The organism is Pseudomonas sp. GW821-FHT07G10, assembly GCF_059418545.1.
This window is the reverse complement of sequence record NZ_JBWKQB010000004.1, coordinates 31,724-54,126: the sequence shown is the minus strand read 5'-3', so window position 1 is coordinate 54,126 and position 22,403 is coordinate 31,724. Positions and strand designations below refer to the sequence as shown.

The 22,403-nt window shown below is 59.5% G+C and carries 22 protein-coding genes; 12 read left to right on the top strand and 10 right to left on the bottom strand.

Annotation, left to right across the window (positions count from 1 at the left end; translation table 11 throughout):
• The first annotated feature begins 17 nt into the window (after nucleotides 1–17).
• The 4 genes from folE (at nucleotide 18) to AC07O1_RS07795 (ending at nucleotide 1,648) form a co-directional block, all read left to right on the top strand.
• Nucleotides 18–578, top strand: a complete 561-nt coding sequence (gene folE / locus AC07O1_RS07810; protein ID WP_494995156.1) for a GTP cyclohydrolase I FolE — start codon at nucleotides 18–20, stop codon at nucleotides 576–578.
• 2 nt (nucleotides 579–580) lie between these two features.
• On the top strand, nucleotides 581–952 hold the full coding sequence (folX, locus tag AC07O1_RS07805) for a dihydroneopterin triphosphate 2'-epimerase (protein ID WP_494995157.1): 372 nt from the start codon (nucleotides 581–583) through the stop codon (nucleotides 950–952).
• A 68-nt stretch (nucleotides 953–1,020) separates the two neighbouring features.
• Nucleotides 1,021–1,317: a DUF1244 domain-containing protein gene (locus AC07O1_RS07800; protein WP_494995158.1), complete on the top strand. Its 297-nt coding sequence runs from the start codon at nucleotides 1,021–1,023 to the stop codon at nucleotides 1,315–1,317.
• Nucleotides 1,310–1,648 carry a HopJ type III effector protein gene (locus AC07O1_RS07795; RefSeq protein WP_495088421.1) on the top strand — a complete coding sequence of 113 codons (339 nt, stop codon included), beginning with the start codon at nucleotides 1,310–1,312 and terminating at the stop codon, nucleotides 1,646–1,648. Before AC07O1_RS07800 ends, AC07O1_RS07795 begins: the two co-directional genes overlap by 8 nt.
• A 168-nt stretch (nucleotides 1,649–1,816) precedes the next feature.
• Here the strand turns inward: AC07O1_RS07795 and trxB are convergent, their stop codons facing one another.
• Nucleotides 1,817–2,779: a thioredoxin-disulfide reductase gene (gene trxB / locus AC07O1_RS07790; protein ID WP_494995160.1), complete on the bottom strand. Its 963-nt coding sequence runs from the start codon at nucleotides 2,777–2,779 to the stop codon at nucleotides 1,817–1,819.
• Between the two features lie 306 nt (nucleotides 2,780–3,085).
• Here trxB and cysZ point away from each other — a divergent pair, with 306 nt between their 5' ends.
• Nucleotides 3,086–3,841 carry a sulfate transporter CysZ gene (cysZ, locus tag AC07O1_RS07785; protein WP_495088420.1) on the top strand — a complete coding sequence of 252 codons (756 nt, stop codon included), beginning with the start codon at nucleotides 3,086–3,088 and terminating at the stop codon, nucleotides 3,839–3,841.
• Between the two features lie 41 nt (nucleotides 3,842–3,882).
• Nucleotides 3,883–5,103 (top strand): glycosyltransferase family 4 protein, encoded by a 1,221-nt coding sequence (locus AC07O1_RS07780; protein WP_494995162.1) that lies wholly within the window; start codon nucleotides 3,883–3,885, stop codon nucleotides 5,101–5,103.
• Nucleotides 5,104–5,163: 60 nt separating this feature from the next.
• Here AC07O1_RS07780 and AC07O1_RS07775 read toward each other — a convergent pair whose 3' ends face one another.
• From AC07O1_RS07775 to AC07O1_RS07765, 3 genes are all read right to left on the bottom strand, one after another.
• Nucleotides 5,164–6,267 (bottom strand): NADH:flavin oxidoreductase, encoded by a 1,104-nt coding sequence (locus AC07O1_RS07775; RefSeq protein WP_495088419.1) that lies wholly within the window; start codon nucleotides 6,265–6,267, stop codon nucleotides 5,164–5,166.
• Between the two features lie 235 nt (nucleotides 6,268–6,502).
• Complete coding sequence (locus AC07O1_RS07770; protein WP_495010244.1) at nucleotides 6,503–6,985, bottom strand: glutathione peroxidase; 483 nt, start codon at nucleotides 6,983–6,985, stop codon at nucleotides 6,503–6,505.
• 134 nt (nucleotides 6,986–7,119) lie between these two features.
• Nucleotides 7,120–7,605, bottom strand: coding sequence for an FKBP-type peptidyl-prolyl cis-trans isomerase (locus tag AC07O1_RS07765; RefSeq protein WP_020297166.1), 486 nt, complete (start codon nucleotides 7,603–7,605; stop codon nucleotides 7,120–7,122).
• Here AC07O1_RS07765 and AC07O1_RS07760 point away from each other — a divergent pair.
• From AC07O1_RS07760 to yihG, 3 genes are all read left to right on the top strand, one after another.
• Complete coding sequence (locus AC07O1_RS07760) at nucleotides 7,604–7,912, top strand: DUF3565 domain-containing protein (RefSeq protein WP_494995215.1); 309 nt, start codon at nucleotides 7,604–7,606, stop codon at nucleotides 7,910–7,912. The two genes, AC07O1_RS07765 and AC07O1_RS07760, sit on opposite strands and share 2 nt — an antisense overlap.
• A gap of 61 nt (nucleotides 7,913–7,973) precedes the next feature.
• Nucleotides 7,974–10,073, top strand: coding sequence for a phosphate acetyltransferase (gene pta, locus AC07O1_RS07755; protein ID WP_494995165.1), 2,100 nt, complete (start codon nucleotides 7,974–7,976; stop codon nucleotides 10,071–10,073).
• A complete protein-coding gene (yihG, locus tag AC07O1_RS07750) occupies nucleotides 10,074–10,982 on the top strand; it encodes a 1-acylglycerol-3-phosphate O-acyltransferase, YihG family (RefSeq protein WP_495088418.1) in 909 nt (302 codons plus the stop codon).
• A 194-nt stretch (nucleotides 10,983–11,176) separates the two neighbouring features.
• On the opposite strand, the gene cysN is transcribed toward yihG, so the two are convergent.
• The 3 genes from cysN to AC07O1_RS07735 all read right to left on the bottom strand — a co-directional run bounded on the left by cysN (nucleotide 11,177) and on the right by AC07O1_RS07735 (nucleotide 14,901).
• Nucleotides 11,177–13,075, bottom strand: a complete 1,899-nt coding sequence (cysN, locus tag AC07O1_RS07745) for a sulfate adenylyltransferase subunit CysN (RefSeq protein WP_495088417.1) — start codon at nucleotides 13,073–13,075, stop codon at nucleotides 11,177–11,179.
• A gap of 14 nt (nucleotides 13,076–13,089) precedes the next feature.
• On the bottom strand, nucleotides 13,090–14,007 hold the full coding sequence (gene cysD / locus AC07O1_RS07740) for a sulfate adenylyltransferase subunit CysD (protein WP_494995168.1): 918 nt from the start codon (nucleotides 14,005–14,007) through the stop codon (nucleotides 13,090–13,092).
• A gap of 135 nt (nucleotides 14,008–14,142) precedes the next feature.
• The gene (locus AC07O1_RS07735; protein ID WP_494995169.1) at nucleotides 14,143–14,901 is read right to left on the bottom strand and encodes a Nif3-like dinuclear metal center hexameric protein; all 759 of its coding nucleotides are present in this window, start codon (nucleotides 14,899–14,901) and stop codon (nucleotides 14,143–14,145) included.
• Nucleotides 14,902–15,003: 102 nt separating this feature from the next.
• Between AC07O1_RS07735 and algW the strand changes: the two genes are divergently transcribed.
• The 3 genes from algW to AC07O1_RS07720 all read left to right on the top strand — a co-directional run bounded on the left by algW (nucleotide 15,004) and on the right by AC07O1_RS07720 (nucleotide 19,089).
• Nucleotides 15,004–16,158: a Do family serine endopeptidase AlgW gene (gene algW / locus AC07O1_RS07730; protein ID WP_494995170.1), complete on the top strand. Its 1,155-nt coding sequence runs from the start codon at nucleotides 15,004–15,006 to the stop codon at nucleotides 16,156–16,158.
• Nucleotides 16,159–16,242: 84 nt separating this feature from the next.
• Nucleotides 16,243–18,348, top strand: coding sequence for a TonB-dependent siderophore receptor (locus AC07O1_RS07725; protein ID WP_495088416.1), 2,106 nt, complete (start codon nucleotides 16,243–16,245; stop codon nucleotides 18,346–18,348).
• Between the two features lie 12 nt (nucleotides 18,349–18,360).
• Nucleotides 18,361–19,089 carry a DUF4198 domain-containing protein gene (locus tag AC07O1_RS07720; RefSeq protein WP_495088415.1) on the top strand — a complete coding sequence of 243 codons (729 nt, stop codon included), beginning with the start codon at nucleotides 18,361–18,363 and terminating at the stop codon, nucleotides 19,087–19,089.
• A gap of 123 nt (nucleotides 19,090–19,212) precedes the next feature.
• Here the strand turns inward: AC07O1_RS07720 and hisC are convergent, their stop codons facing one another.
• The 3 genes from hisC to hisG all read right to left on the bottom strand — a co-directional run bounded on the left by hisC (nucleotide 19,213) and on the right by hisG (nucleotide 22,398).
• Entirely contained in the window at nucleotides 19,213–20,265 is a 1,053-nt protein-coding gene (hisC, locus tag AC07O1_RS07715) for a histidinol-phosphate transaminase (RefSeq protein WP_495088414.1), read from the bottom strand.
• Nucleotides 20,262–21,593: a histidinol dehydrogenase gene (gene hisD / locus AC07O1_RS07710; protein ID WP_494995174.1), complete on the bottom strand. Its 1,332-nt coding sequence runs from the start codon at nucleotides 21,591–21,593 to the stop codon at nucleotides 20,262–20,264. The genes hisC and hisD overlap by 4 nt, the downstream gene beginning before the upstream one ends.
• Nucleotides 21,594–21,762: 169 nt before the next feature.
• Nucleotides 21,763–22,398, bottom strand: coding sequence for an ATP phosphoribosyltransferase (hisG, locus tag AC07O1_RS07705; protein ID WP_494995175.1), 636 nt, complete (start codon nucleotides 22,396–22,398; stop codon nucleotides 21,763–21,765).
• Nucleotides 22,399–22,403 lie beyond the last annotated feature (5 nt).

The window sequence follows — 22,403 nt, the reverse complement described above, 5'->3', positions numbered from 1 at the left end:
CCCTGCGAGGATGTTGTATGACGTTATCCCTGTCCCAAAATTACCGGGAAATCCTGATAGGCCTGGGTGAAGACCCGGATCGCGAGGGTTTGCTCCAGACGCCTGCCCGCGCAGCCAAGGCCATGCAGTACCTCTGTCATGGCTATGCGCAGAGCGTCGAGGAGATCGTCAACGGTGCACTGTTCGACTCTGATAACGACGAGATGGTAATCGTCGACAACATCGAACTCTACTCACTCTGCGAACATCACCTGCTGCCCTTCATCGGCAAGGCTCATGTGGCTTATATTCCGACCGGCAAGGTCCTGGGGCTGTCGAAGATCGCGCGAATTGTCGACATGTTCGCCCGCCGCGTGCAAATCCAGGAAAACCTCACCCGGGAAATCGCTGACGCCGTTCAGCAAGTGACCCAGGCCGCCGGTGTCGCGGTGGTGATCGAGGCCAAACATATGTGCATGATGATGCGCGGCGTCGAGAAACAGAATTCGACCATGAATACCTCGGTGATGCTCGGTGCCTTCCGCGACTCGAGCAACACTCGCCAGGAGTTCCTGCAATTGATTGGACGGAGCAAGTAGCAATGCCACAACTTCAGCCAGGAATGGCACGCATCCGGGTCAAGGACCTGTGTTTGCGGACCTTCATCGGAATCAATGAGGACGAAATCCTCAACAAGCAGGATGTGTTGATCAACCTGACCATCCTCTATGCCGCACAGGACGCTGTGCGCGACAACGACATCGACCACGCGCTGAATTACCGCACTATCACCAAAGCGATCATTGCCCACGTCGAGGGCAATCGTTTTGCCTTGCTCGAACGCCTGACCCAGGAGTTGCTCGATCTGGTGATGACCAACGAATCGGTGCTGTACGCCGAAGTCGAAGTCGACAAACCCCATGCCCTGCGTTTCGCCGAGTCGGTGTCGATCACCCTCGCCGCGAGCCGCTGACCGCCGTCTGGCCAATTGTCCGCCAGGCTTTTATCATCCGCGCCACGATAGATCGCACAGAGCCCATCATGACCGAGCAACAACGCCTGGAACTCGAAGCCGCCGCCTTCCGCCGCCTGGTCGCGCACCTGGACAGCCGCAAGGATGTGCAAAACATCGACCTGATGAACCTCGCCGGTTTCTGCCGTAACTGCCTGTCCAAGTGGTACAAGGCCGAGGCCGATGATCGCCAGATCGAGGTCAGCCTCGACGACGCCCGCGAAGTGGTTTACGGCATGCCGTACGCCGAGTGGAAAGCCCAATACCAGCAAGAAGCCAACGCCGAACAACAAGCGGCGTTTGCCAAAGGAAAAACCCATGACTGATCTGAACAGCTTGCGCGCCAGCCTCAAAAGCGACGAACACGCCTTTGCCGAGACCCTGGCGTTTATCGCCGCTGGCTACGATTACCAGCCACAAGCCTTCAACAACGGCGGCGTAGAAAATGCTGCCGGGCAGAACGAAGGTTCGTGCAAGACCCTGGGCCTGGCGCTGCTGGAAGGCTTGAGCGACGAGGAAGCCTTGCTGGCGTTCGGCGAGCACTACCGCTCGGTCGTAGCGACCCCGGATGGCACCGACCACGGCAATATCCGGGCGTTGATGGCTCATGGTCTGGCGGGTGTGAAGTTCTCGGCGCAGCCTCTGCAACGCCGCTAATTCAAGATGGATGATCCTTCCCACGCTCTGCGTGGGGATGTCTCATTGGACGCTCCGCAATGGACGCGGAGCGTCCGGGGCTGCATTCCCACGCGGAGCATGGGAACGATCAATGAACCGCGAACATGAAAAAACCGGCCAAGGCCGGTTTTTTTCATTTCATCAGACTCAGAACTTGGCGTTCTGCAGGTCATCCAGATAACGCTCTGCGTCCAGTGCGGCCATGCAGCCGGCACCTGCCGAAGTGATCGCCTGACGGTAAACGTGGTCAGCCACGTCACCGGCAGCAAAGATACCTTCGATGCTGGTCGCAGTGGCATTGCCTTCACGGCCGCCCTGAACCACCAGGTACCCGTCTTTCAATGTCAGCTGACCTTCGAACAACGAGGTGTTCGGGGTGTGGCCGATGGCAATGAACACGCCATCGACTTTCAGCTCGTCGAAGCTGCCATCGTTGTTCTTCAGACGCGCACCGGTCACGCCCATGTTGTCGCCCAGCACTTCGTCGAGGGTCGAATTCAGTTTGAGGACGATCTTGCCCTCGGCAACCCGCGCGTGCAGTTTGTCGATCAGGATCTTCTCGGCGCGGAAGGTTTCGCGACGGTGGATCAGCGTGACCTTGCTGGCAATGTTGGCCAGATACAGCGCTTCTTCAACGGCGGTATTGCCGCCACCGACCACAGCGACTTCACGGTTGCGATAGAAGAAACCATCGCAGGTAGCGCAGGCCGAAACGCCTTTGCCCATGAAGGTTTCTTCCGAAGGCAGACCCAGGTAACGAGCACTGGCGCCGGTGGCGATGATCAGCGCGTCGCAGGTGTAGGTGGCACTGTCACCGGTCAAGGTGTAAGGCTTGGCCGCAAAGTCGACTGCGTTGATGTGGTCGAACACGATTTCGGTTTCAAAGCGTTCAGCATGCTCACGCATACGGTCCATCAACGCCGGGCCGGTCAGGCCATGGACGTCGCCCGGCCAGTTGTCGACTTCGGTGGTGGTGGTCAGCTGACCGCCGGCCTGCATGCCGGTGATCAGTAGCGGCTTGAGGTTGGCACGAGCGGCATAGACCGCAGCGCTGTAACCGGCAGGGCCGGAACCGAGAATAATCACTCGCGAATGACGTACATCAGACATGACTCACTCCTATTGACCGGCCCTGGGCATCTGGCGCGGAACGCCGGAAAACCGGCTGGAATAAAAAAAGGACTGTGAAAGCACTTGGGAAAGCGAGACAGTCCTGAAAATAATGGGTGCAGCGTATCGAGGGGGCGAAGATTAAGGAAATACGGATTAACAATCCAGCTCATAGGCGGTCTCTATCTGCAACAGTCCTGACTGAGGGCGCCTTTGTTACAGTTAATGTCGACACAATTACTGCGCTTTCGCCTAGGGAGCAAAGCCGTTAAGGTCGGCAAGTTTTCTCATCGCAAGGAACACGCTATGCCCGCCCCCGCTCTGTCTGGCCCGCAATACCTGCGCGAAGGCCTGAAGCTGGTCTTAAGCCCCCGCCTGCGTTTGTTCGTCCTGTTACCCCTGGCGATCAACCTGGTGCTGTTCGTCGGATTGATCTACCTGGCCGGTCATCAGTTCAGCCTGTGGGTCGATGCGCTGATGCCTTCATTGCCGCACTGGTTGAGTTTTCTCAGCTACATCCTCTGGCCGCTGTTCGTGGTGCTGGTGGCGCTGATGGTGTTCTTCACATTCACCCTGCTGGCTAACGTCATCGCTGCACCCTTCAACGGTTTTCTCGCGGAGAAAGTCGAAGTGGTGGTGCGCGGCACCGACGACTTCCCGTCATTCAGCTGGCGCGAGTTGATCGCCATGGTCCCGCGCACTCTGGCCCGGGAAATGCGCAAGCTCGGCTATTTCCTGCCGCGAACCATCGGCCTGTTCATCCTCTCGTTCATTCCCGTGGTCAACGTGATCGCCGCACCGCTGTGGCTGCTGTTCGGCGTGTGGATGATGGCAATCCAGTACATCGACTACCCAGCGGACAACCACCAGCTGGGCTGGAACGAGATGCTTGCCTGGCTGCGCGAGAAGCGCTGGCAGAGCATGAGTTTTGGCGGCATCGTCTATCTGGCGTTGCTGATTCCGCTGGTGAACATCCTGATGATGCCCGCCGCCGTGGCTGGGGCGACCTTGTTCTGGGTCCGCGAGCGCGGCGCGGAAAACCTGGTGGTCAGGCAAGCCTGAGCACCGTCACAAATCCATCATCCCAGCGACACAATGACGACATGGCCTCAGCCGACACTGAGGCCATGACGACAGCTCTACGTATCACACTGATCACCGAAACCTTCCCTCCGGAAATCAACGGCGTGGCCAATACGCTTGGCCGCTTTTTCGATGGTTTGCGCGCGCGCGGGCATCAGGTCGAACTGGTCCGGCCGCGTCAGGACTGTGACCAGAGCCGGCCGAGTGACGAGCAACTGCTGCTCTGTCGCGGTTGGCCGCTGCCCGGCTACCCCGGCCTGCAATGGGGGCACTCCTCGATGCACAAATTGCTGCGTCGCTGGCAGCGCCATCGCCCCGATGTGCTGTACATCGCCACTGAAGGGCCACTGGGTTTGTCTGCACTGCGGGCCGCTCGACGCTTGGGTATCTCGGTGGTCAGTGGTTTTCACACCAATTTTCAGCAGTACTCCAACCAGTACGGCCTCAGTCTGATAACCCGGCTGCTGACTCATTATCTGCGCTGGTTCCACAACCGTTCAAAATTGACTCTGGTGCCCAGCGCCAGCCAACGCCTGGAGCTGGAACGTCGGCACTTCGAGCGTCTGGCACTGCTCTCGCGTGGCGTGGACAACCAGCTGTTCAACCCGGCCAAACGCCTGAACGCGCTGCGGGAAACCTGGGGCCTGGGTAACGACGATATTGCAGTCATTCACGTAGGACGCCTGGCGTCAGAGAAAAACCTCGGATTGCTCAAGCGTAGTTTCGATGCCTTGCAGGCCACTTATCCACAGCAGCGGATGAAACTGATCGTGATTGGTGAAGGACCACAACGCGCGACGCTGGAGAAGGAATTGCCGGAAGGGATTTTTTGCGGCTCGCAACGTGGGGAAGCATTAGCCAGCCACTACGCGTCGGGGGACCTGTTTCTGTTTCCAAGCCTGACCGAAACCTTCGGCAACGTGGTGCTCGAAGCCCTGGCGTCGGGATTGGGGGTGGTGGCTTACGATCAAGCAGCGGCGGCCCAACACATTCGACATGGTTACAACGGCGTACTCGCCATGCCCGGCGACGAAGACGCGTTCTGCGATGCTGCCATCTGGCTGCTGGAAGAGCGCGAAACCTTGCGTCGGGTACGGCTCAATGCACGCCAGCACGCCAGCCGGCAAGGTTGGGCAACGGTCATCGAACAGTTTGAAGGTCAGTTGCGCGGGGCTTGCCAGGAAGAGCACCGCGGGCAAGCCTCGCTCCTGCAAGGTCCGGCGAGATCAAAATTATTATGATCGACCCAAATCCTGTAGGAGCGAGGCTTGCCCGCGATATGGTGTCAGCCTGGTCGCCGCTTAAACCAGGCTCATCAACGCCTCACGGCTGAACGGCAAGATGTCTTGCTCGCGGCCTTCGCGAACCTTCAACGCCCAGTCCGGGTCGACCAACAGTGCACGGCCGACTGCAACCAGATCGAATTCATCGTTGTTCAGACGCTCCAGCAGTTTTCCCAGACTCGCCGGTTGAGCAACTTTGTCGGTGTTGACCATGAACTGCAGGAATTCGCCATCCAGGCCCACGCTGCCTACGGTGATGGTCGGCTTGCCGGTGAGCTTGCGAGTCCAGCCGGCCAGGTTCAGCTCGGAACCATCGAACTCCGGCTCCCAGAAACGTCGCGTCGAGCAATGGAAGATATCCACGCCGGCATCGGACAATGGCTTGAGGAACTCACCCAAGGCTTCCGGGGTTTGCACCAGGCGGGCGGTGTAGTCCTGCTGCTTCCACTGGGAGAAACGGAAGATGATCGGGAAGCCCGGGCCGACCGCAGCGCGCACGGCCTGAATCAACTCAATGGCAAAACGTGAACGTTTGGCCAGGCTGCCGCCGTATTCATCGGTGCGCTGGTTGCTGCCTTCCCAGAAGAACTGATCCACCAGATAACCGTGGGCACCGTGGATCTCCACACCGTCCATGCCGATACTCTGAGCGTCTTTGGCGGCCTGGGCGAACGCGGCGATGACGTCATCAATGTCTTGCCTGGTCATACCGTGAACGACGAGCTGACCGTCCTTGAGTTTTTCCGAAGGGCCATAGCCCGGCACGCTGGCATCCGGCTCGGTGCCGATACGTCGCACACTGCCGACGTGCCAGAGTTGTGGAACGATCTTGCCGCCCTCGGCGTGCACCGCATCGACAACCTTCTTCCAGCCGGCCAGCGCGACTTCACCATAGAAATGCGGAACGTTGGGATAACCATTGGAAGCCTTGTGACCGACCGTCGTGCCCTCAGTGATGATCAGGCCCACGCCGGCCGCGGCGCGACGACGGTAATACTCGATCACTTTTGAGTTCGGCACGCCACCCGGGGAAAACGAACGGGTCATCGGTGCCATCACCACTCGGGTCGGCAGCTGAAGCGTTCCGAGCTGAAACGGTTTGAACAAGGCTTGAACAGGCATGCGGCACTCCACAAGAAAGCAGGCTCGAATCAAAGGTCAGCGCATCGACGCGGATTAGCGGCCGATCGAACGCCTTATGATGACTATAATATTGTTCATCCAGAGAATCGCCCAGCACTATTGATCAACGTGATTAAGGTGCAAAAGCTGGCGAAAGAGTGGAAGTGCGAAACATCCGAAAGGCGGGGGGTGAAGCTGGCCGGGCGCTGATGCCCGGCACTTCTTGTTGCAACGCTCAGCTCAGGGCTTTCTCGATCGCCTGAACCACGGCTGGATCATCGGGAGCCGTACGTGGCGAAAAACGCGCCAGCACGCGACCGTCTTTACCCAGGAGGAATTTTTCGAAGTTCCAGGTGATGTCACCGGGGAATTCCGCGCCCTCGCCCGCCAACAGGCGGTACAGCTGATGACGATCATGCCCGTTCACTTCCAGCTTGCTGGACAATGGAAACGTTACGCCATAGTTGAGGCTACAGAACTCCTGGATCTCCTGTTCAGTGCCTGGTTCCTGCCCGGCAAATTGATTGCACGGCAAACCCAGCACACTGAAGCCTTGGTCCTTGTACTGCTGGTAGAGGTTTTCCAGCGCCGCGTATTGTGGCGTCAAACCACATTTGGAGGCGACGTTGACCACCAGTACGACGTGCCCCTTGAAGGGCGCGAGAGGCAGGTCCTGGCCATCCAAAGCTTTTAGATTAAGGTCGTGAAAAGCACTCATGACGGACTCCAAATTTCCCGTGTTCTTCTCGAAATAGCCACTCGACAGTACAACCGCTTTGCAGCCGCGAACAGCCGAAGACTAAAAAGGCGCCCTCGGGCGCCTCTCCAGCGATCCGAGCTTAGCGCAGAAAATCAGTGGTGATGACCACCTTCGCCATGGACGTGACCATGGGCGATTTCTTCCTGGCTGGCGTCGCGGATATCAACGATTTTGACCTGGAAGTTCAAGCGCTGACCAGCCAGCGGGTGGTTACCGTCGACGGTAACGTCGTCGCCATCCAGATCGCGGATGGTGACGATCTGCATTTGGCCGTCCGGAGCGGAAGCGTGGAACTGCATGCCCACTTCCAGTTCGTCGACGCCTTCGAACATGCTGCGGCTCAGCGTGCTGACCAGTTCGGCAGCGTATTCGCCGTAGGCATCTTCAGGTTCTACGGCAACAGTCAGTTCATCACCGACTTTCTTGCCTTCCAGAGCCTTTTCCAGGCCCGGGATGATGTTACCTGCGCCTTGCAGGTAAACCAGCGGCGCGCCGCCGGCGGAGCTGTCGATGACCTCACCAGCATCGTTGGTCAGGGTATAGTCGATAGAGACAGCCTTATTGGCAGCGATCAGCATGGGGCGAGACCTTTTGCAAAAGAATGAAGAACGGTCAAGTTTAGCGAAGCAATCGCCCGAAAGCGAACGGAACCCGGACAGACGGCCCGCTTCGAAAGGATCGACGATCGATGGCTTCCATCAAGACGAGGACGGACACTGGGTTGCCGAGCTTTCCTGCGGCCATACCCAGCACCTTCGCCACCAGCCACCGTGGCAATCCCGAGCCTGGGTAATGGATCCTGCGCGACGTCAGGAAAAAATAGGCCAACCCTTTGACTGCGGTTGGTGCGCTCAAGGCTCGGTTAGCGATAACCTTGACGTCTGAAATATCGGTAGAAGGCCAGTCATAGGCGTTCACCCTTGCCATGCACCTCCAGAGAATCCGCATGCAAACTTTTTTTATCGCGCCCACCGATTTTGGTGTGGGTCTGACCTCTATCAGCCTCGGGCTGGTGCGTACCCTTGAACGGGCCGGGCTGAAAGTCGGTTTCTTCAAGCCAATTGCCCAGCCGCACCCCGGCGACACCGGGCCTGAACGCTCCACCGAACTGGTGGCCCGCACCCACGGCCTGAAACCGCCACAGCCGTTGGGCCTGGCCCACGTCGAGCGAATGCTTGGCGATGGTCAACTCGATGAGCTACTGGAAGAAATCATCACCCTTTACCAGCAGGCCGCGATCGGCAAAGACGTGCTGATCGTCGAAGGCATGGTGCCAACCCGCAGCGCCAGCTACGCCGCCCGGGTCAACCTGCATCTGGCGAAAAGCCTGGATGCCGAAGTGATTCTGGTCTCGGCACCGGAAAACGAAGTGCTTACCGAACTGTCCGGTCGGGTCGAGTTGCAGGCGCAGCTATTCGGCGGTCCGAAAGACCCGAAAGTCCTCGGCGTGATCCTCAACAAGGTTCGCACCGATGAAAGCATGGAGGCCTTCGCCGCTCGCCTGAAAGAGCATTCGCCGTTGCTGCGCAGCGGCGATTTCCGTCTGCTTGGCTGCATCCCGTTCCAGCCTGAACTGAACGCCCCACGCACCCGCGACGTAGCGGACCTGATGGGCGCTCAAGTGCTCAACGCCGGCGACTACGAAACCCGGCGCATGACCAAGATCATCATCTGCGCTCGCACCATGCGCAATACCGTGGAACTGCTCAAGCCAGGCGTGCTGGTGGTGACCCCCGGCGATCGCGACGACATCATCCTCGCCGTCAGCCTCGCGGCAATGAACGGCGTGCCGCTGGCCGGCCTGTTGCTGACCAGCGACACCCTGCCCGACCCACGAATCATGGACCTCTGCCGAGGCGCCTTGCAGGCCGGTCTGCCGGTACTGTCGGTGAGTACCGGCTCCTACGACACCGCCAACCAGTTGAACGGCTTGAACAAGGAAATCCCGATCGACGACCGCGAACGGGCGGAGATCATCACTGACTTCGTCGCCAGCCACCTGGACGCAAACTGGTTGCATCAGCGCTGTGGCACGCCACGGGAAATGCGTCTGTCGCCGGCAGTGTTCCGCTATCAGTTGATCCAGCGCGCCCAGGCTGCCAACAAACGCATCGTCCTGCCTGAAGGCAGCGAACCCTTGACCGTGCAGGCGGCGGCGATCTGCCAGGCTCGCGGTATCGCTCGCTGCGTGTTACTGGCCAAGCCCGAGGACGTGCAGGCAGTCGCGCGCGCCCAAGGCATCGAGTTGCCTGAAGGCCTGGAGATTCTCGATCCGGACCTGATCCGTCAGCGCTATGTCGAACCAATGGTCGCACTGCGCAAAACCAAAAGCCTCAACGCCCCGATGGCCGAGCAGCAACTGGAAGACACCGTGGTGATCGGCACCATGATGCTGGCGCTCGATGAGGTCGACGGGCTGGTATCCGGGGTCATTCACTCCACCGCCAACACCATTCGTCCGGCCCTGCAACTGATCAAGACCGCGCCCGGCTGCACGCTGGTTTCGTCGGTGTTTTTCATGCTGTTCCCGGAAGAAGTGCTGGTTTACGGCGACTGCATCATGAACCCGCACCCGAGCGCCAGCGAACTGGCCGAGATTGCGCTGCAAAGCGCCGACTCCGCCGCGGCATTCGGCATCACCCCCCGGGTGGCGATGCTCAGCTATTCCAGTGGCGAGTCGGCCAGCGGTGAAGAAGTCGAGAAAGTCCGCGAAGCCACCTTGCTCGCCCATGAAACGCAGAACTCGCTACTGATCGACGGCCCGTTACAGTACGACGCCGCGGCCAACGAAGTCGTGGCTCGGCAATTGGCGCCGAACAGTCAGGTGGCCGGTCGGGCAACGGTGTTCATTTTTCCCGACCTGAATACCGGCAACACCACCCACAAAGCCGTGCAGCGCAGTGCCGATTGCGTCAGCCTCGGACCGATGCTGCAAGGCCTGCGTAAACCGGTAAACGATTTGCCGCGCGGCGCTCAGGTCGACGACATCGTCTACACCATTGCCCTGACTGCGATTCAAGCCGCCAACCGACCTCTGGACCTCTAAATGCTGGATTTTCTACCCGCACCGGTGCGCGGCGTGATCGCCTCGCTGCTGTTGGCGCTGAACACTATTGCCTGCTGCACCCCGCTGTTTATCGTGGCAATCGTCAAACTGCTGCTGCCGTTCCCGGCCGCCCAACGTTTCACCGACTGGCTGATGAGCCATATCCACGAAGCCTGGATCAGCAACAACAAAGCCTGGATGAACCTGCTGCGTCGGACTCGCTGGCACCTCAGCGGCCTTGATGGCCTGGACTATCAGCACTCGTACCTGATCACCAGCAATCATCAGAGCTGGGTCGACATCATGGTGCTGCAGTACGTGCTGAACCGGCGTATCCGTCCGCTGAAGTTCTTCCTCAAGCAGGAGTTGATCTGGGTCCCGGTGATCGGTCTGGCCTGGTGGGCGCTGGGCTTCCCGTTCATGAAGCGCTACTCCAAGGCCTACCTGGCCAAGCATCCGGAAAAGAAAGGCAAAGACCTGGAAACCACCCGCAAGACTTGCGCGAAGTTTCGCGACAATCCTGTCGGTATTTTCAACTTCGTCGAAGGCACGCGCTTCACCGAAGGCAAACACGCGCAACAAAATTCACCGTTGCGCTACCTGCTCAAGCCCAAGGCCGGCGGCATCGCCTTTGTGCTGGATGCCATGGGCGAACAGCTGGAGTCGATCGTCAACGTCACCATCCACTACCCGGCCGGGCGTCCCGGTTATTGGGACTTGCTATGCGGCAAGGTGAATGACCTTGTGGTGCATTTCGAGGAAGTATGGATTCCACCGCAATTCATCGGCAAGAACTACGACCAGGATGATGAGTACCGCCTGGAGTTTCAGCAGTGGATCAATGTGCTGTGGGAAAACAAGGATGCATTGCTGGCGCAGATGCATCTGGAGTATCCAGCCAAAATTTGAGGTGCCTGAACCATACATGATCGTTCCCACGCTCTGCGTGGGAATGCATCCCGTGACGCTCTGCGTCACAGCTGAAGAGGACGCGGAGCGTCCAAGGCGGCATTCCCACGCAGAGCGTGGGAACGATCAATCCCGGATCAACAAAAAGCCCGCAACCGATCACTCGGTTGCGGGCTTTTCAGTGCGCGTGAAGCTTAGATCGCGCCGCGGTTACGCAGCAGTTCCAGCACTTGCTTGACACACTCTTCCAGCGACAGCGACTGGGTGTCGACCACAAGGTCAGCGTCCAGCGGCACGTCATATGGGAAGGAGTCGCCAGGGATGTTGTCCCCGCCCGCCGCGTACAAGCCTTGCGGATCACGCTCGGCGCAGACCGTCGGCGAAGCCTGGACATAGACAGTCAGCAAACGATCGCCGCCGATCAGCGCCTTGGCCTGTTCGCGACCTTCGGCATCCGGTGCGACGAACGCCGCCAACGTCAGCAGGCCGGCTTCGTTGAACTGACGCGCGACGTGAGCCGCACGACGCCAGTTCTCGGTACGCCCGGAGCGATCCTGCGGCAAACCTTTGTTCAGGTCATGACGCAGGTTCTGGCCATCGAGTACGAACACCGCACGGCCCATGTCGAACAATTTGCGTTCAACCGCATAGGCCAGTGTGCTTTTGCCGGCACCGGACAGGCCGCTGAACAGCACGGTGGCCGGTTGCTGGCCGAAGCGCTGGGCACGCTCGTCGGTGGCAACATGAGCCAGTTTGCCGTGGTGAGTGACGCTGTCATGAGCCAGAGGCTGGGCGATGATCATGCCCGCCGCGACAGTGCCATTGGTCAAACGGTCGATGACGATAAACGAACCGGTGGTGCGGTTACTGTCGTAACCGTCCAGCGCAATGGCTGCATCGAGGCTGATCTTCACCCGACCGATCTCGTTCAACTGCAACGCGCTGGCAGGACCTTCGGCCAGGGTGTTCACATCGACGCGATTGACGATGCTGGTGATCGAACCCGGCACGTACGTGGTAGCGCGTTTGATGTCGTATTTCTTGCCCGGCAGCATCGGCTCTTCAGCCATCCACACCAGCATGGCGTCGAAAGCGTCGGTAACTTGCGGGACATTGTCGGCATGCACCAGCAAGTCGCCACGGGAGATATCGATCTCGTCTTCCATGGTCAGCGTCACCGCCTGACCCGGGCCTGCGTGTTCCAGCTCGCCTTCAAAGGTGACGATGGATTTGACGCGGCTGCTCTTGCCCGACGGCAGAACCACGACTTCATCGCCTTTGTGCACGATGCCGCTGGCCAGGGTACCGGCGAAACCACGGAAATTCAGGTTCGGACGATTGACGTACTGCACCGGGAAACGCAAGTCGGCGTAGTTGCGGTCACTGGCAATTTCGACGGTTTCGAGAATCTCCATCAACGATTGACCGGTGTACCAGGGCGAACGCTCGCTCTTGTTCACCACGTTGTCGCCCTTGAGCGCCGACATCGGGACAAACGCCATAGTGGTCGGCTTGAACGCGATGCCTTCGGCAAACTTCAGGTAATCGGACTTGATCGACTCGAACACGGTTTCATCGAAGCCGTTGAGGTCCATCTTGTTGATGGCGACAACGATGTGCTTGATGCCCAGCAACGAGGCGATAAAGCTGTGGCGACGGGTCTGGGTCTGCACGCCGTAACGGGCGTCTACCAGAATGATCGCCAGGTCGCAGGTCGATGCGCCGGTGGCCATGTTGCGGGTGTACTGCTCATGGCCGGGGGTGTCGGCGATGATGAATTTGCGCTTGGCGGTCGAGAAATAACGGTAGGCGACATCGATGGTGATGCCCTGCTCGCGCTCGGCCTGCAGGCCATCGACCAGCAATGCCAGATCGATATCGTCGCCCGTGGTGCCGACTTTCTTCGAATCGCGGGTGATGGCTTCCAGATGATCTTCGTAGATCATCTTGGAGTCGTGCAGCAGACGCCCGATCAGGGTGCTCTTGCCGTCGTCGACGTTGCCACAGGTGAGAAAGCGCAGCATTTCCTTGCGTTCGTGCTGGGCCAGATAGGCGAGGATGTCCTCGCTGATCAATTCAGATTGATGCGACATGTGAGACACCCTGTTTAGAAATAGCCCTGACGTTTCTTTTCTTCCATGGAACCGGCGCCATCGTGATCGATGACCCGGCCCTGGCGCTCGGAAGTTCGCGTCAGGAGCATTTCCTGAATGATGTCGGTAAGGCTGGTGGCCTCGGACTCGACCGCGCCCGTCAACGGGTAGTCGCCAAGTGTGCGGAAACGGACCTTCTTCTTGACGATGCGAGCCTTGTCTTCATCGCTCAGGTGATTGAGCAGACGCTCGTCGTCGATCATGATCCACGTGCCGTTCATCTCGATGACATCGCGTTCGGCGGCGAAGTACAGCGGCACGATCGGGATACCTTCAAGGTAGATGTACTGCCAGATGTCCAGCTCGGTCCAGTTCGACAGCGGGAATACCCGGATCGACTCGCCTTTGTTGACGTTGCCGTTGTAGACGTTCCACAACTCGGGGCGCTGGTTTTTCGGGTCCCAGCGGTGCTTGCTGTCACGGAAGGAATACACGCGCTCTTTGGCACGAGACTTCTCTTCGTCGCGACGGGCGCCACCGAAAGCGGCGTCGAAGCCGTATTTGTCCAAAGCCTGCTTGAGGCCTTCGGTCTTCATGATGTCGGTGTGCTTGGCACTACCGTGGGTCAGCGGGTTGATGCCCTGCGCTATACCCTCCGGATTGACGTGCACCAGCAGGTCCAGGCCCAGTTCTTCGACCATGCGGTCGCGGAAGCTGTACATCTCCTTGAATTTCCACTGGGTGTCGACGTGCATCACCGGGAACGGCAGCTTGCCGGGGAAGAATGCCTTGCGCGCAAGGTGCAGCATTACAGCGGAGTCTTTACCGACGGAGTACAGCATCACCGGGTTATCGAACTCGGCGGCGACCTCGCGGATGATGTGGATGCTTTCCGCCTCCAGCTGTTTCAGATGCGTCAGTTTGTCGACCATGGCTACTCACGAAAACGATCTTATGGACGGCCAGCGGGCCGTGTTCGAGCGGGGCATGCTAGCACAGCGTCCGCTTCTATTGAGGACACCAAGTAGATCGAAACGGTATATGAATATACCCGCCTGTTTGAGCGTTCAAATCGGATTCGGGCAATCGATAAAGATGTGCTCGAGCGCAAAACGCCGCGCCAGGTAATCCCCCAGCGCCTGCACACCATAGCGTTCGGTGGCGTGGTGACCGGCGGCGATAAAGCTGATGTCGTTTTCCCGGGCGCTGTGGAAGGTCTGCTCCGAAGCTTCACCACTCAGGTACAGATCGACACCGGCCAATACCGCTTGATCAATATAACCCTGGCCTCCGCCGGTGCACCAGCCGACACGCCGAATCATCTCGCTGCCCTCAATCAACAGCGGCTCGCGGCCCATCACTTCCTGCACGTGACGGGCAAAATCACGCGCGGTCACAGGCTCGGCCAACGACCCGACCATGCCGACCACCTTGAGGTTTTCCGGGTCCAGCGGGCCTTCGACCGTGATGTCCAGTTGACGCGCCAGCTGCACGTTATTGCCGACCTCGGGATGCAGGTCCAGTGGCAGGTGATACGCCAGCAGGCTGATGTCGTGCTTGAGCAAGGTCTTCAGCCGGCGCTGCTTCATCCCGGTAATGCACGGGTTCTCGCCCTTCCAGAAGTAGCCATGATGCACCAGCACCAGATCAGCCCTGGCCTCCACTGCGGCGTCCAGCAACGCCTGGCTGGCGGTGACGCCGCTGACGATGCGCATGACCTGCGGCCGGCCTTCGACCTGTAAACCGTTGGGGCAGTAATCGGCAATCCGCGAACTGCTGAGGTAACGGTCCGCTTCTTCTACCAGGGTGCTCAGGGCGACGGCCATAAAAGACTCCTAAATATCCCGTTCAGAGGCGCTCGCGCGCCTCTATAATGCGCGACATTATGGGCCGTATGCGGTCCTTCGTAACCTCTCAGGACTTGCTTAATGCTCAAGGCGCTGCGTTTTTTTGGCTGGCCGCTGTTGGCCGGCGTGCTTATCGCGTTGCTGATTATTCAGCGTTACCCGCAATGGGTCGGGCTGCCAAGCCTTGACGTCAACCTGCAGCAAGCTCCGCAAACCACCAGCACCCTGCAGGGGCCTGTGTCCTACGCCGATGCGGTGGTCACTGCCGCGCCTGCGGTGGTCAATCTGTACACCACCAAGGTGATCAACAAACCCGCTCATCCACTGTTCGAGGATCCCCAGTTCCGGCGCTTTTTCGGCGACAACGCACCCAAGCAAAAACGCATGGAGTCCAGCCTCGGCTCGGGCGTGATCATGAGCCCGGAAGGCTACCTGCTGACCAACAACCACGTTACCACCGGCGCTGACCAAATCGTGGTGGCCCTCAAGGATGGCCGCGAAACCCTGGCCCGAGTGATCGGCAGTGATCCGGAGACCGACCTTGCGGTCCTGAAAATCGATCTGAAGAATTTGCCCTCGATCACCGTCGGCCGCTCCGAAAACATCCGCGTCGGCGACGTCGCGCTGGCCATCGGCAACCCGTTCGGCGTCGGCCAGACCGTCACTATGGGCATCATCAGCGCCACCGGGCGCAATCAGCTGGGTTTGAACAACTACGAAGACTTCATCCAGACCGACGCCGCGATCAACCCAGGTAACTCGGGCGGTGCACTGGTAGACGCCAACGGCAACCTGACCGGGATCAACACGGCGATCTTCTCCAAATCCGGCGGCTCTCAGGGCATCGGGTTTGCCATCCCGATCAAACTGGCCATGGAAGTGATGAAGTCGATTATCGAGCACGGCCAGGTGATCCGTGGCTGGCTCGGCATCGAAGTACAGCCGCTGTCTCAGGAACTGGCGGAATCCTTTGGCCTATCCGGACGTCCGGGCATTGTGGTCGCCGGAATTTTCCGTGATGGCCCGGCGCAGAAAGCCGGTCTGCAACTGGGCGATGTGATCCTCAGCATCGACGGCGAACCGGCCGGTGACGGGCGCCGCTCGATGAACCAGGTGGCGCGGATCAAGCCGAGCGACAAGGTCACCATCCAGGTCATCCGCAACGGCCAGGATCTCAAGCTCACGGCGGAAATCGGTCTGCGTCCGCCGCCAGCGCCCGTCAAAGAAGAGCAGTAAGCGCCAGCCCGGCTCGCCGGGCTAAAAGCATACATTCTCATTGGTCATGTTATATTGTTTCAATACTGCTATTGGAACGATGTCATGACGTCTCGCAAAATCGCTTCCCTGGCGGGCCTGGCCCTTGGTCTGCTGGGGGATCCGGTCTTCGCCGAAGAACCACAACCGCTGGAACTCGACGCCATCAGCGTCACCGCCGACTACGAATCCCCCACCGGCCCGGTCAAGGGCTATCGCGCCACTCGTTCCTCCAGCGCGACCAAAACCGATACGGCCATTCGGGATATTGCGCAGTCCATCAGTGTGATCCCCGCCAGCGTGCTCAAGGATTTGGGCAGCACCAGCGTCGAACGCGCCCTGGAGTTTGCCGGCGGCGTCTCGAAACAAAACAACTTCGGTGGCCTGACCCTCTACGAATACAGCGTGCGCGGCTTCACCACTTCGCAGTTCTACAAGGACGGCTTTAGCGCCAACCGCGGTTTCCCAAGCACACCGGATGCCGCCAACATCGAGCGCATCGAAGTACTCAAAGGGCCGGCAGCCAGCCTGTATGGTCGTGGCAATCCCGGCGGCACGGTGAATATCGTCACCAAAAAACCGCAACCCGAAGCCTTCACGACGTTGCAAACCAGCGCCGGCAGTTGGGATCGCTACCGTAGCTCAATGGACGTCAACACACCCCTCGACGAGCAAGGCAATGTGCTGTCCCGGGTCAACCTCGCGGTAGAGGACAACCACAGCTTGCGCGATCACGTCGACAGTCGGCGGGTGTTCGTCGCGCCGTCGTTCAGTTGGCAACCCGACCCGGATACCAGCCTGCTGGTGGAAAGTGAATTCGTACGCCACAGCTCGACATTCGATCGCGGCATCGTTGCACCGAACAACACGTGGAGCGGTGTATCGCGCTCTACCTTCCTCGGCGAGCCCAACGACGGTGACATTGATAACCACAACAACATGCTCCAGGCCGCGCTCGAACATCATTTGAACGATGCCTGGAAACTGCGCCTGGCCAGTCATTACAAGCAGGGCAAACTCTGGGGGTTCGCCTCGGAAGCCCGCCCGCTGAACGCCGATCAGCACACCGTCAACCGTCGCTACCGGGAGCGCGATAGCGACTGGCACGACAGCATTACCCAGCTTGAACTACGCGGTCTGTTCGACATCGGCAATTGGCAGCACGAGCTGCTGATCGGCAGCGAATACGAGAACTACCGCAAGAACGAACGGGTCACCAGCATCGCCGGCAGCCCGTATGCCATCGATATCTACAACCCGGTTTACGGCCAGCCGAAACCCGATGGTGCGCGCTCGGGCACAGACTTCTTCGAACATGTCGAAAGCCAGGCGCTGAACCTGCAAGACCAGATCGTCTTCAGCGAACGTCTGCGAGGCATGCTCGGCGTTCGCCTGGAGCACTTCGAACAGAAGATCGACGACTTCACGAGGAACACCAGTACCCGGCAAACCCATGACGCTCTGACCCAACGCGCGGGCCTGCTCTACCAACTGACACCGCAAGTCGGCCTGTTCGCCAATGCGTCCACCTCGTTCAAACCGAACGACGGCCTGGATGTCAGCAGCAAATCCTTCGATCCAGAGGAAGGCGTCGGCTACGAAGCCGGTATCAAGAGCGAGCTGTTCGACGATCGCCTGAGCACCACCCTCGCCGCTTTCCACATCGAGAAAGAAAACATTCTGACCCTCGACCCGGCCACCGACAACTACCGCGCCATGGGCAAGGCCCGCAGCCAGGGCATTGACCTGCAAGTCACCGGGCAACCCAGTGACGCCGTGCGAGTGATCGGTGCTTTCGCCTATATCGATGCCGAGGTCACAAAAGGCGACAAAGCGATCCCCACCGGCAGCCGGATTCTCGGCGTAGCCAAACGCAGCGGCAGTCTGTTGGGCGTGTATGAATTTCAGGATGGCCTGATGCGCGGCGCCGATGTCGGCGCGGCGTTCACCTATGTGGGGGACCGCTCAGGCGAAGCCGGTGGCGATTTCGAACTGCCCGCCTACCACACCGTCGACCTGCTGGCCCATTACAAGGCCAGCGAAAACGTCACCGTGGGGCTGAATCTGAACAACCTCTTCGACGAGAAATATTACGAGCGCTCCTACAGCAATTACTGGGTCAACCCCGGCGAGCCGCGCAATTTCACCGTCAGCCTGACACTCAATCTGTAAAAGGGAACCGCCATGCAACAACCAAAAACACTGGCTCTGCTGGGTCTGCTCGGCGCGTTGTTCGCCACTCAAGTCTCGGCCCACGGCCTGTGGACCGAACAACGCCGTGGCAATGTCGAAGTCATCTACGGCCATGGCGCCGAGGACAATGCCTTCAAAGCGCAGAAAATCAGCGGCGCCTGGGCCTATGACGTCGCAGGCAAGATGATCCCGGTTACCGTACAACGCTTGGCCGATCATGCGCGCCTTCAACCACTCAAGCCGCCCGCCGTGCTGGCCGTGGCGCTGGATAACGGTATGTGGTCGCAGACCGCTGACAAGCAATGGGTCAATCAGGGACGCAGCAAAGTACCGGGAGCGATCGCCTCGACCCAGACCTTCAAGTACAGCCTGGCGATTTATCAGCCGGGGGCCAGGTTGCCGAAGCTGGATCAGATCAAACTGCTGATCCTGCCGGAAGTCGATCCGCTCACCGTCGGCCCGGGCCAGTCACTGCCGGTGCGTGTGTTGCTCGATGGCAAACCTGCGGCCGGGGTGAAGTTGATTGGCGATTACCGCAACGCGCCGAACACCCTGAGTACCGAAACGGATGCCGAAGGTCGGGCACAGGTGCTGGTGCGTAATGAAGGGCTGAATGTGATTGCAGCGCAGGTGGAAATCCCGCTGAAAGACAATGCCGATGTGGCGTCGCGGGGATTGTTCAGTTCGCTGACATTCCTTGGCGAGCCGCATCACGAGTAAGGATTGGCATCGGTGGTGACCCCAATCGCGAGCAAGCCCGCTCCCACATTAGGCCGTGCATAGCCGCAAAATTTGTGACAGACACAGATCAAATGTGGGAGCGGGCTTGCTCGCGATAGCGGTTTAAAGGTCGCCGAGACCGTCGATCAACGCCTGGTTCTGCTCTGGCGTGCCGATGGAGATGCGCAGGAACTGAGCGATTCGCTCCTGCTTGAAGTGGCGCACGATCACGCCTTGCTCACGCAACTTGGCCGCCAGGCCTGCCGCGTCGTGTTGCGGATGACGGGCGAAGATGAAGTTCGCCGCCGACGGCAGCACTTCAAAACCCTTTGCCTGCAATTGCTCAACCACGTGTTCACGACTGTCGATAACCAGCTTGCAGGTCTTGTCGAAGTGCTCACGATCCTCGAACGCGGCTGCCGCGCCGACGATCGCCAGACGATCCAGCGGGTAGGAGTTGAAGCTGTTCTTGATCCGCTCCAGCGCCTCGATCAAATCCGCATGACCGACCGCCAGACCGACTCGCAGACCCGCCAGGGAACGCGACTTGGACAGTGTCTGAGTCACCAGCAGATTCGGATAACGATCCACCAGGCTGATCGCCGTCTCGCCACCGAAGTCGATGTAGGCCTCGTCGACAACGACTACTGAGTCCGGGCTGGCCTTGAGGATTTGCTCGACCGCGTCCAGCGCCAAGAGGCAACCGGTTGGCGCATTCGGATTGGGGAAAATGATCCCGCCGTTAGGCCTGGCATAGTCCGAGACGCGAATCTGAAACTGCTCATCCAGCGCCACCGCTTCGAACGCCATACCGTACAGGCCGCAGTACACCGGATAGAAGCTGTAGCTGATGTCCGGAAACAGCAGCGGCTGATCGTGTTGGAGCAAGCCGTGGAAAACATGGGCCAGCACTTCATCGGAACCGTTGCCGAGGAACACCTGATTGCTCTGCACCCCGTAGTACTTGGCAACGGCTTGCTTGAGCAGGTCGCTGTTCGGATCCGGATACAGACGCAGGTTGTCGTTCAATTCGGTCTGCATCGCCGCCAAGGCTTTAGGCGATGGACCGTAAGGATTTTCGTTGGTGTTGAGCTTGACCAGTTTCGCCAGCTTCGGCTGCTCACCCGGCACGTAAGGCACCAGATTCTTGACGAAGGGACTCCAGAATTTACTCATGCTTGTTTCCCCTCTTCATTGGTAACGATCCGGTATTCCGCGCTGCGGGCGTGGGCAGTCAGGGACTCGCCGCGGGCCAGCACTGAAGCGGTTTTGCCCAGTTCGGAAGCGCCCGCCTGCGAACAGAAAATAATCGACGAACGCTTCTGGAAGTCATACACCCCCAGCGGCGAGGAGAAACGCGCAGTGCCGGAAGTCGGCAACACGTGGTTGGGACCGGCGCAGTAGTCGCCCAAGGCCTCGCAGGTGTGACGGCCCATGAAGATCGCACCGGCATGGCGGATCTGCGGCAACCAGGCTTGCGGATCTGCGACCGATAGCTCCAGGTGCTCCGGGGCAATGCGGTTGGCCACGTCGATGGCTTGCTGCATGTCGCGAACCTGAATCAACGCACCACGGCCGTTGATCGAGGTCTCGATGATTTCGGCGCGTTCCATGGTCGGCAGCAGTTTGGCGATACTCGCCGCCACCTTGTCGAGGAACCCGGCATCCGGGCTGATCAGAATGGCCTGGGCATCTTCGTCGTGCTCAGCCTGGGAAAACAGGTCCATGGCAATCCAGTCCGGATCGGTCTGACCGTCGCAGACCACCAGAATCTCGGACGGGCCGGCAATCATGTCGATACCGACCTGACCAAACACGTGGCGCTTGGCGGTGGCCACATAGATGTTGCCCGGGCCGACGACTTTGTCGACCTTGGGCACACTTTCGGTGCCATAAGCCAAGGCGGCAACGGCCTGGGCGCCACCGATGGTAAATACCCGGTCAACACCGGCGATGCAGGCTGCGGCCAGCACCAGTTCATTGATTTCACCGCGCGGGGTCGGTACGACCATGACCACTTCGGTCACGCCCGCGACCTTGGCCGGGATCGCGTTCATCAACACCGAAGACGGATAGGAAGCCTTGCCTCCGGGGACGTACAGACCGGCGCGGTCAAGCGGCGTGACCTTCTGGCCCAGCACCGTGCCGTCGGCCTCGGTGTAGCTCCAGGAATCCTGTTTCTGTTTTTCGTGGTAGCTGCGTACTCGCGTAGCAGCTTTTTCCAGCGCTTCACGCTGGGGCACGGTGATCCGGGTCAGGGCCAGCTCCAGACGCTCACGGGGCAGAATCAGATCGGCCATCGATGTCACTTCAAGGCCGTCGAAGCGCTGGGTGAATTCCACCAGCGCCGCGTCGCCGCGTTCGCGCACGGCTTTGATGATATCCAGCACCCGCTGATTGACCGAGTCGTCAGACACACTTTCCCAGCTCAGCAGATGATCCAGATGATGCGCGAAATCCGGGTCAGCAGCGTTGAGTCGGCGAATTGCAGTGGGAGCGGTCATGGCGAGGGCCTCAATAATTGGCGAATGCTCAAATGGGCAAAGCTTGGTTTTGCAAAGCTGGGTTTTGCAAATCTCAGGCGCCGCAAGACTACCAAGCCATCCGCGTGGGCACCTGAGAATTCTGGCTATGACACGGATAGATGGGCGCGACCGGGGTCGCGCGGGTGGGTCAGCCGCGGTGTCGCGACTCTACCGCTTTGCGCAGGGTATCGATCAGCGCCTGGATACGGGCGTGCTGCATTTTCATGGAGGCCTTGTTGACCACCAGACGGGAACTGATCATCGAGATCAACTCCTGAGGCTCCAGGCCATTGGCCCGCAGCGTGTTGCCAGTGTCGACGACGTCGATGATCTTGTCCGCCAGACCGATCAACGGAGCCAGTTCCATCGAGCCGTAAAGCTTGATGATGTCGACCTGACGGCCCTGTTCGGCGTAGTAACGCTTGGCAACGTTGACGAACTTGGTCGCCACCCGTAGCCGGCCTTTGGGCTCAACCGCGCCAATGGCACCAGCGGTCATCAGCCTGCATTGGGCAATCTGCAGGTCCAATGGCTCGTACAGGCCTTGGCCGCCGTACTCCATCAACACATCTTTACCGGCCACACCGAGATCGGCGGCACCATGCTCGACGTAGGTCGGCACATCGGTAGCGCGCACGATCAGCAAGCGCACATCGGCCTGGGTCGTGGGGATGATCAGCTTGCGGCTCTTGTCCGGATTCTCGGTCGGTACAATGCCCGCTTCAGCCAGAAGCGGCAGAGTGTCATCGAGAATGCGGCCCTTGGACAGTGCGATGGTCAACATGGGAA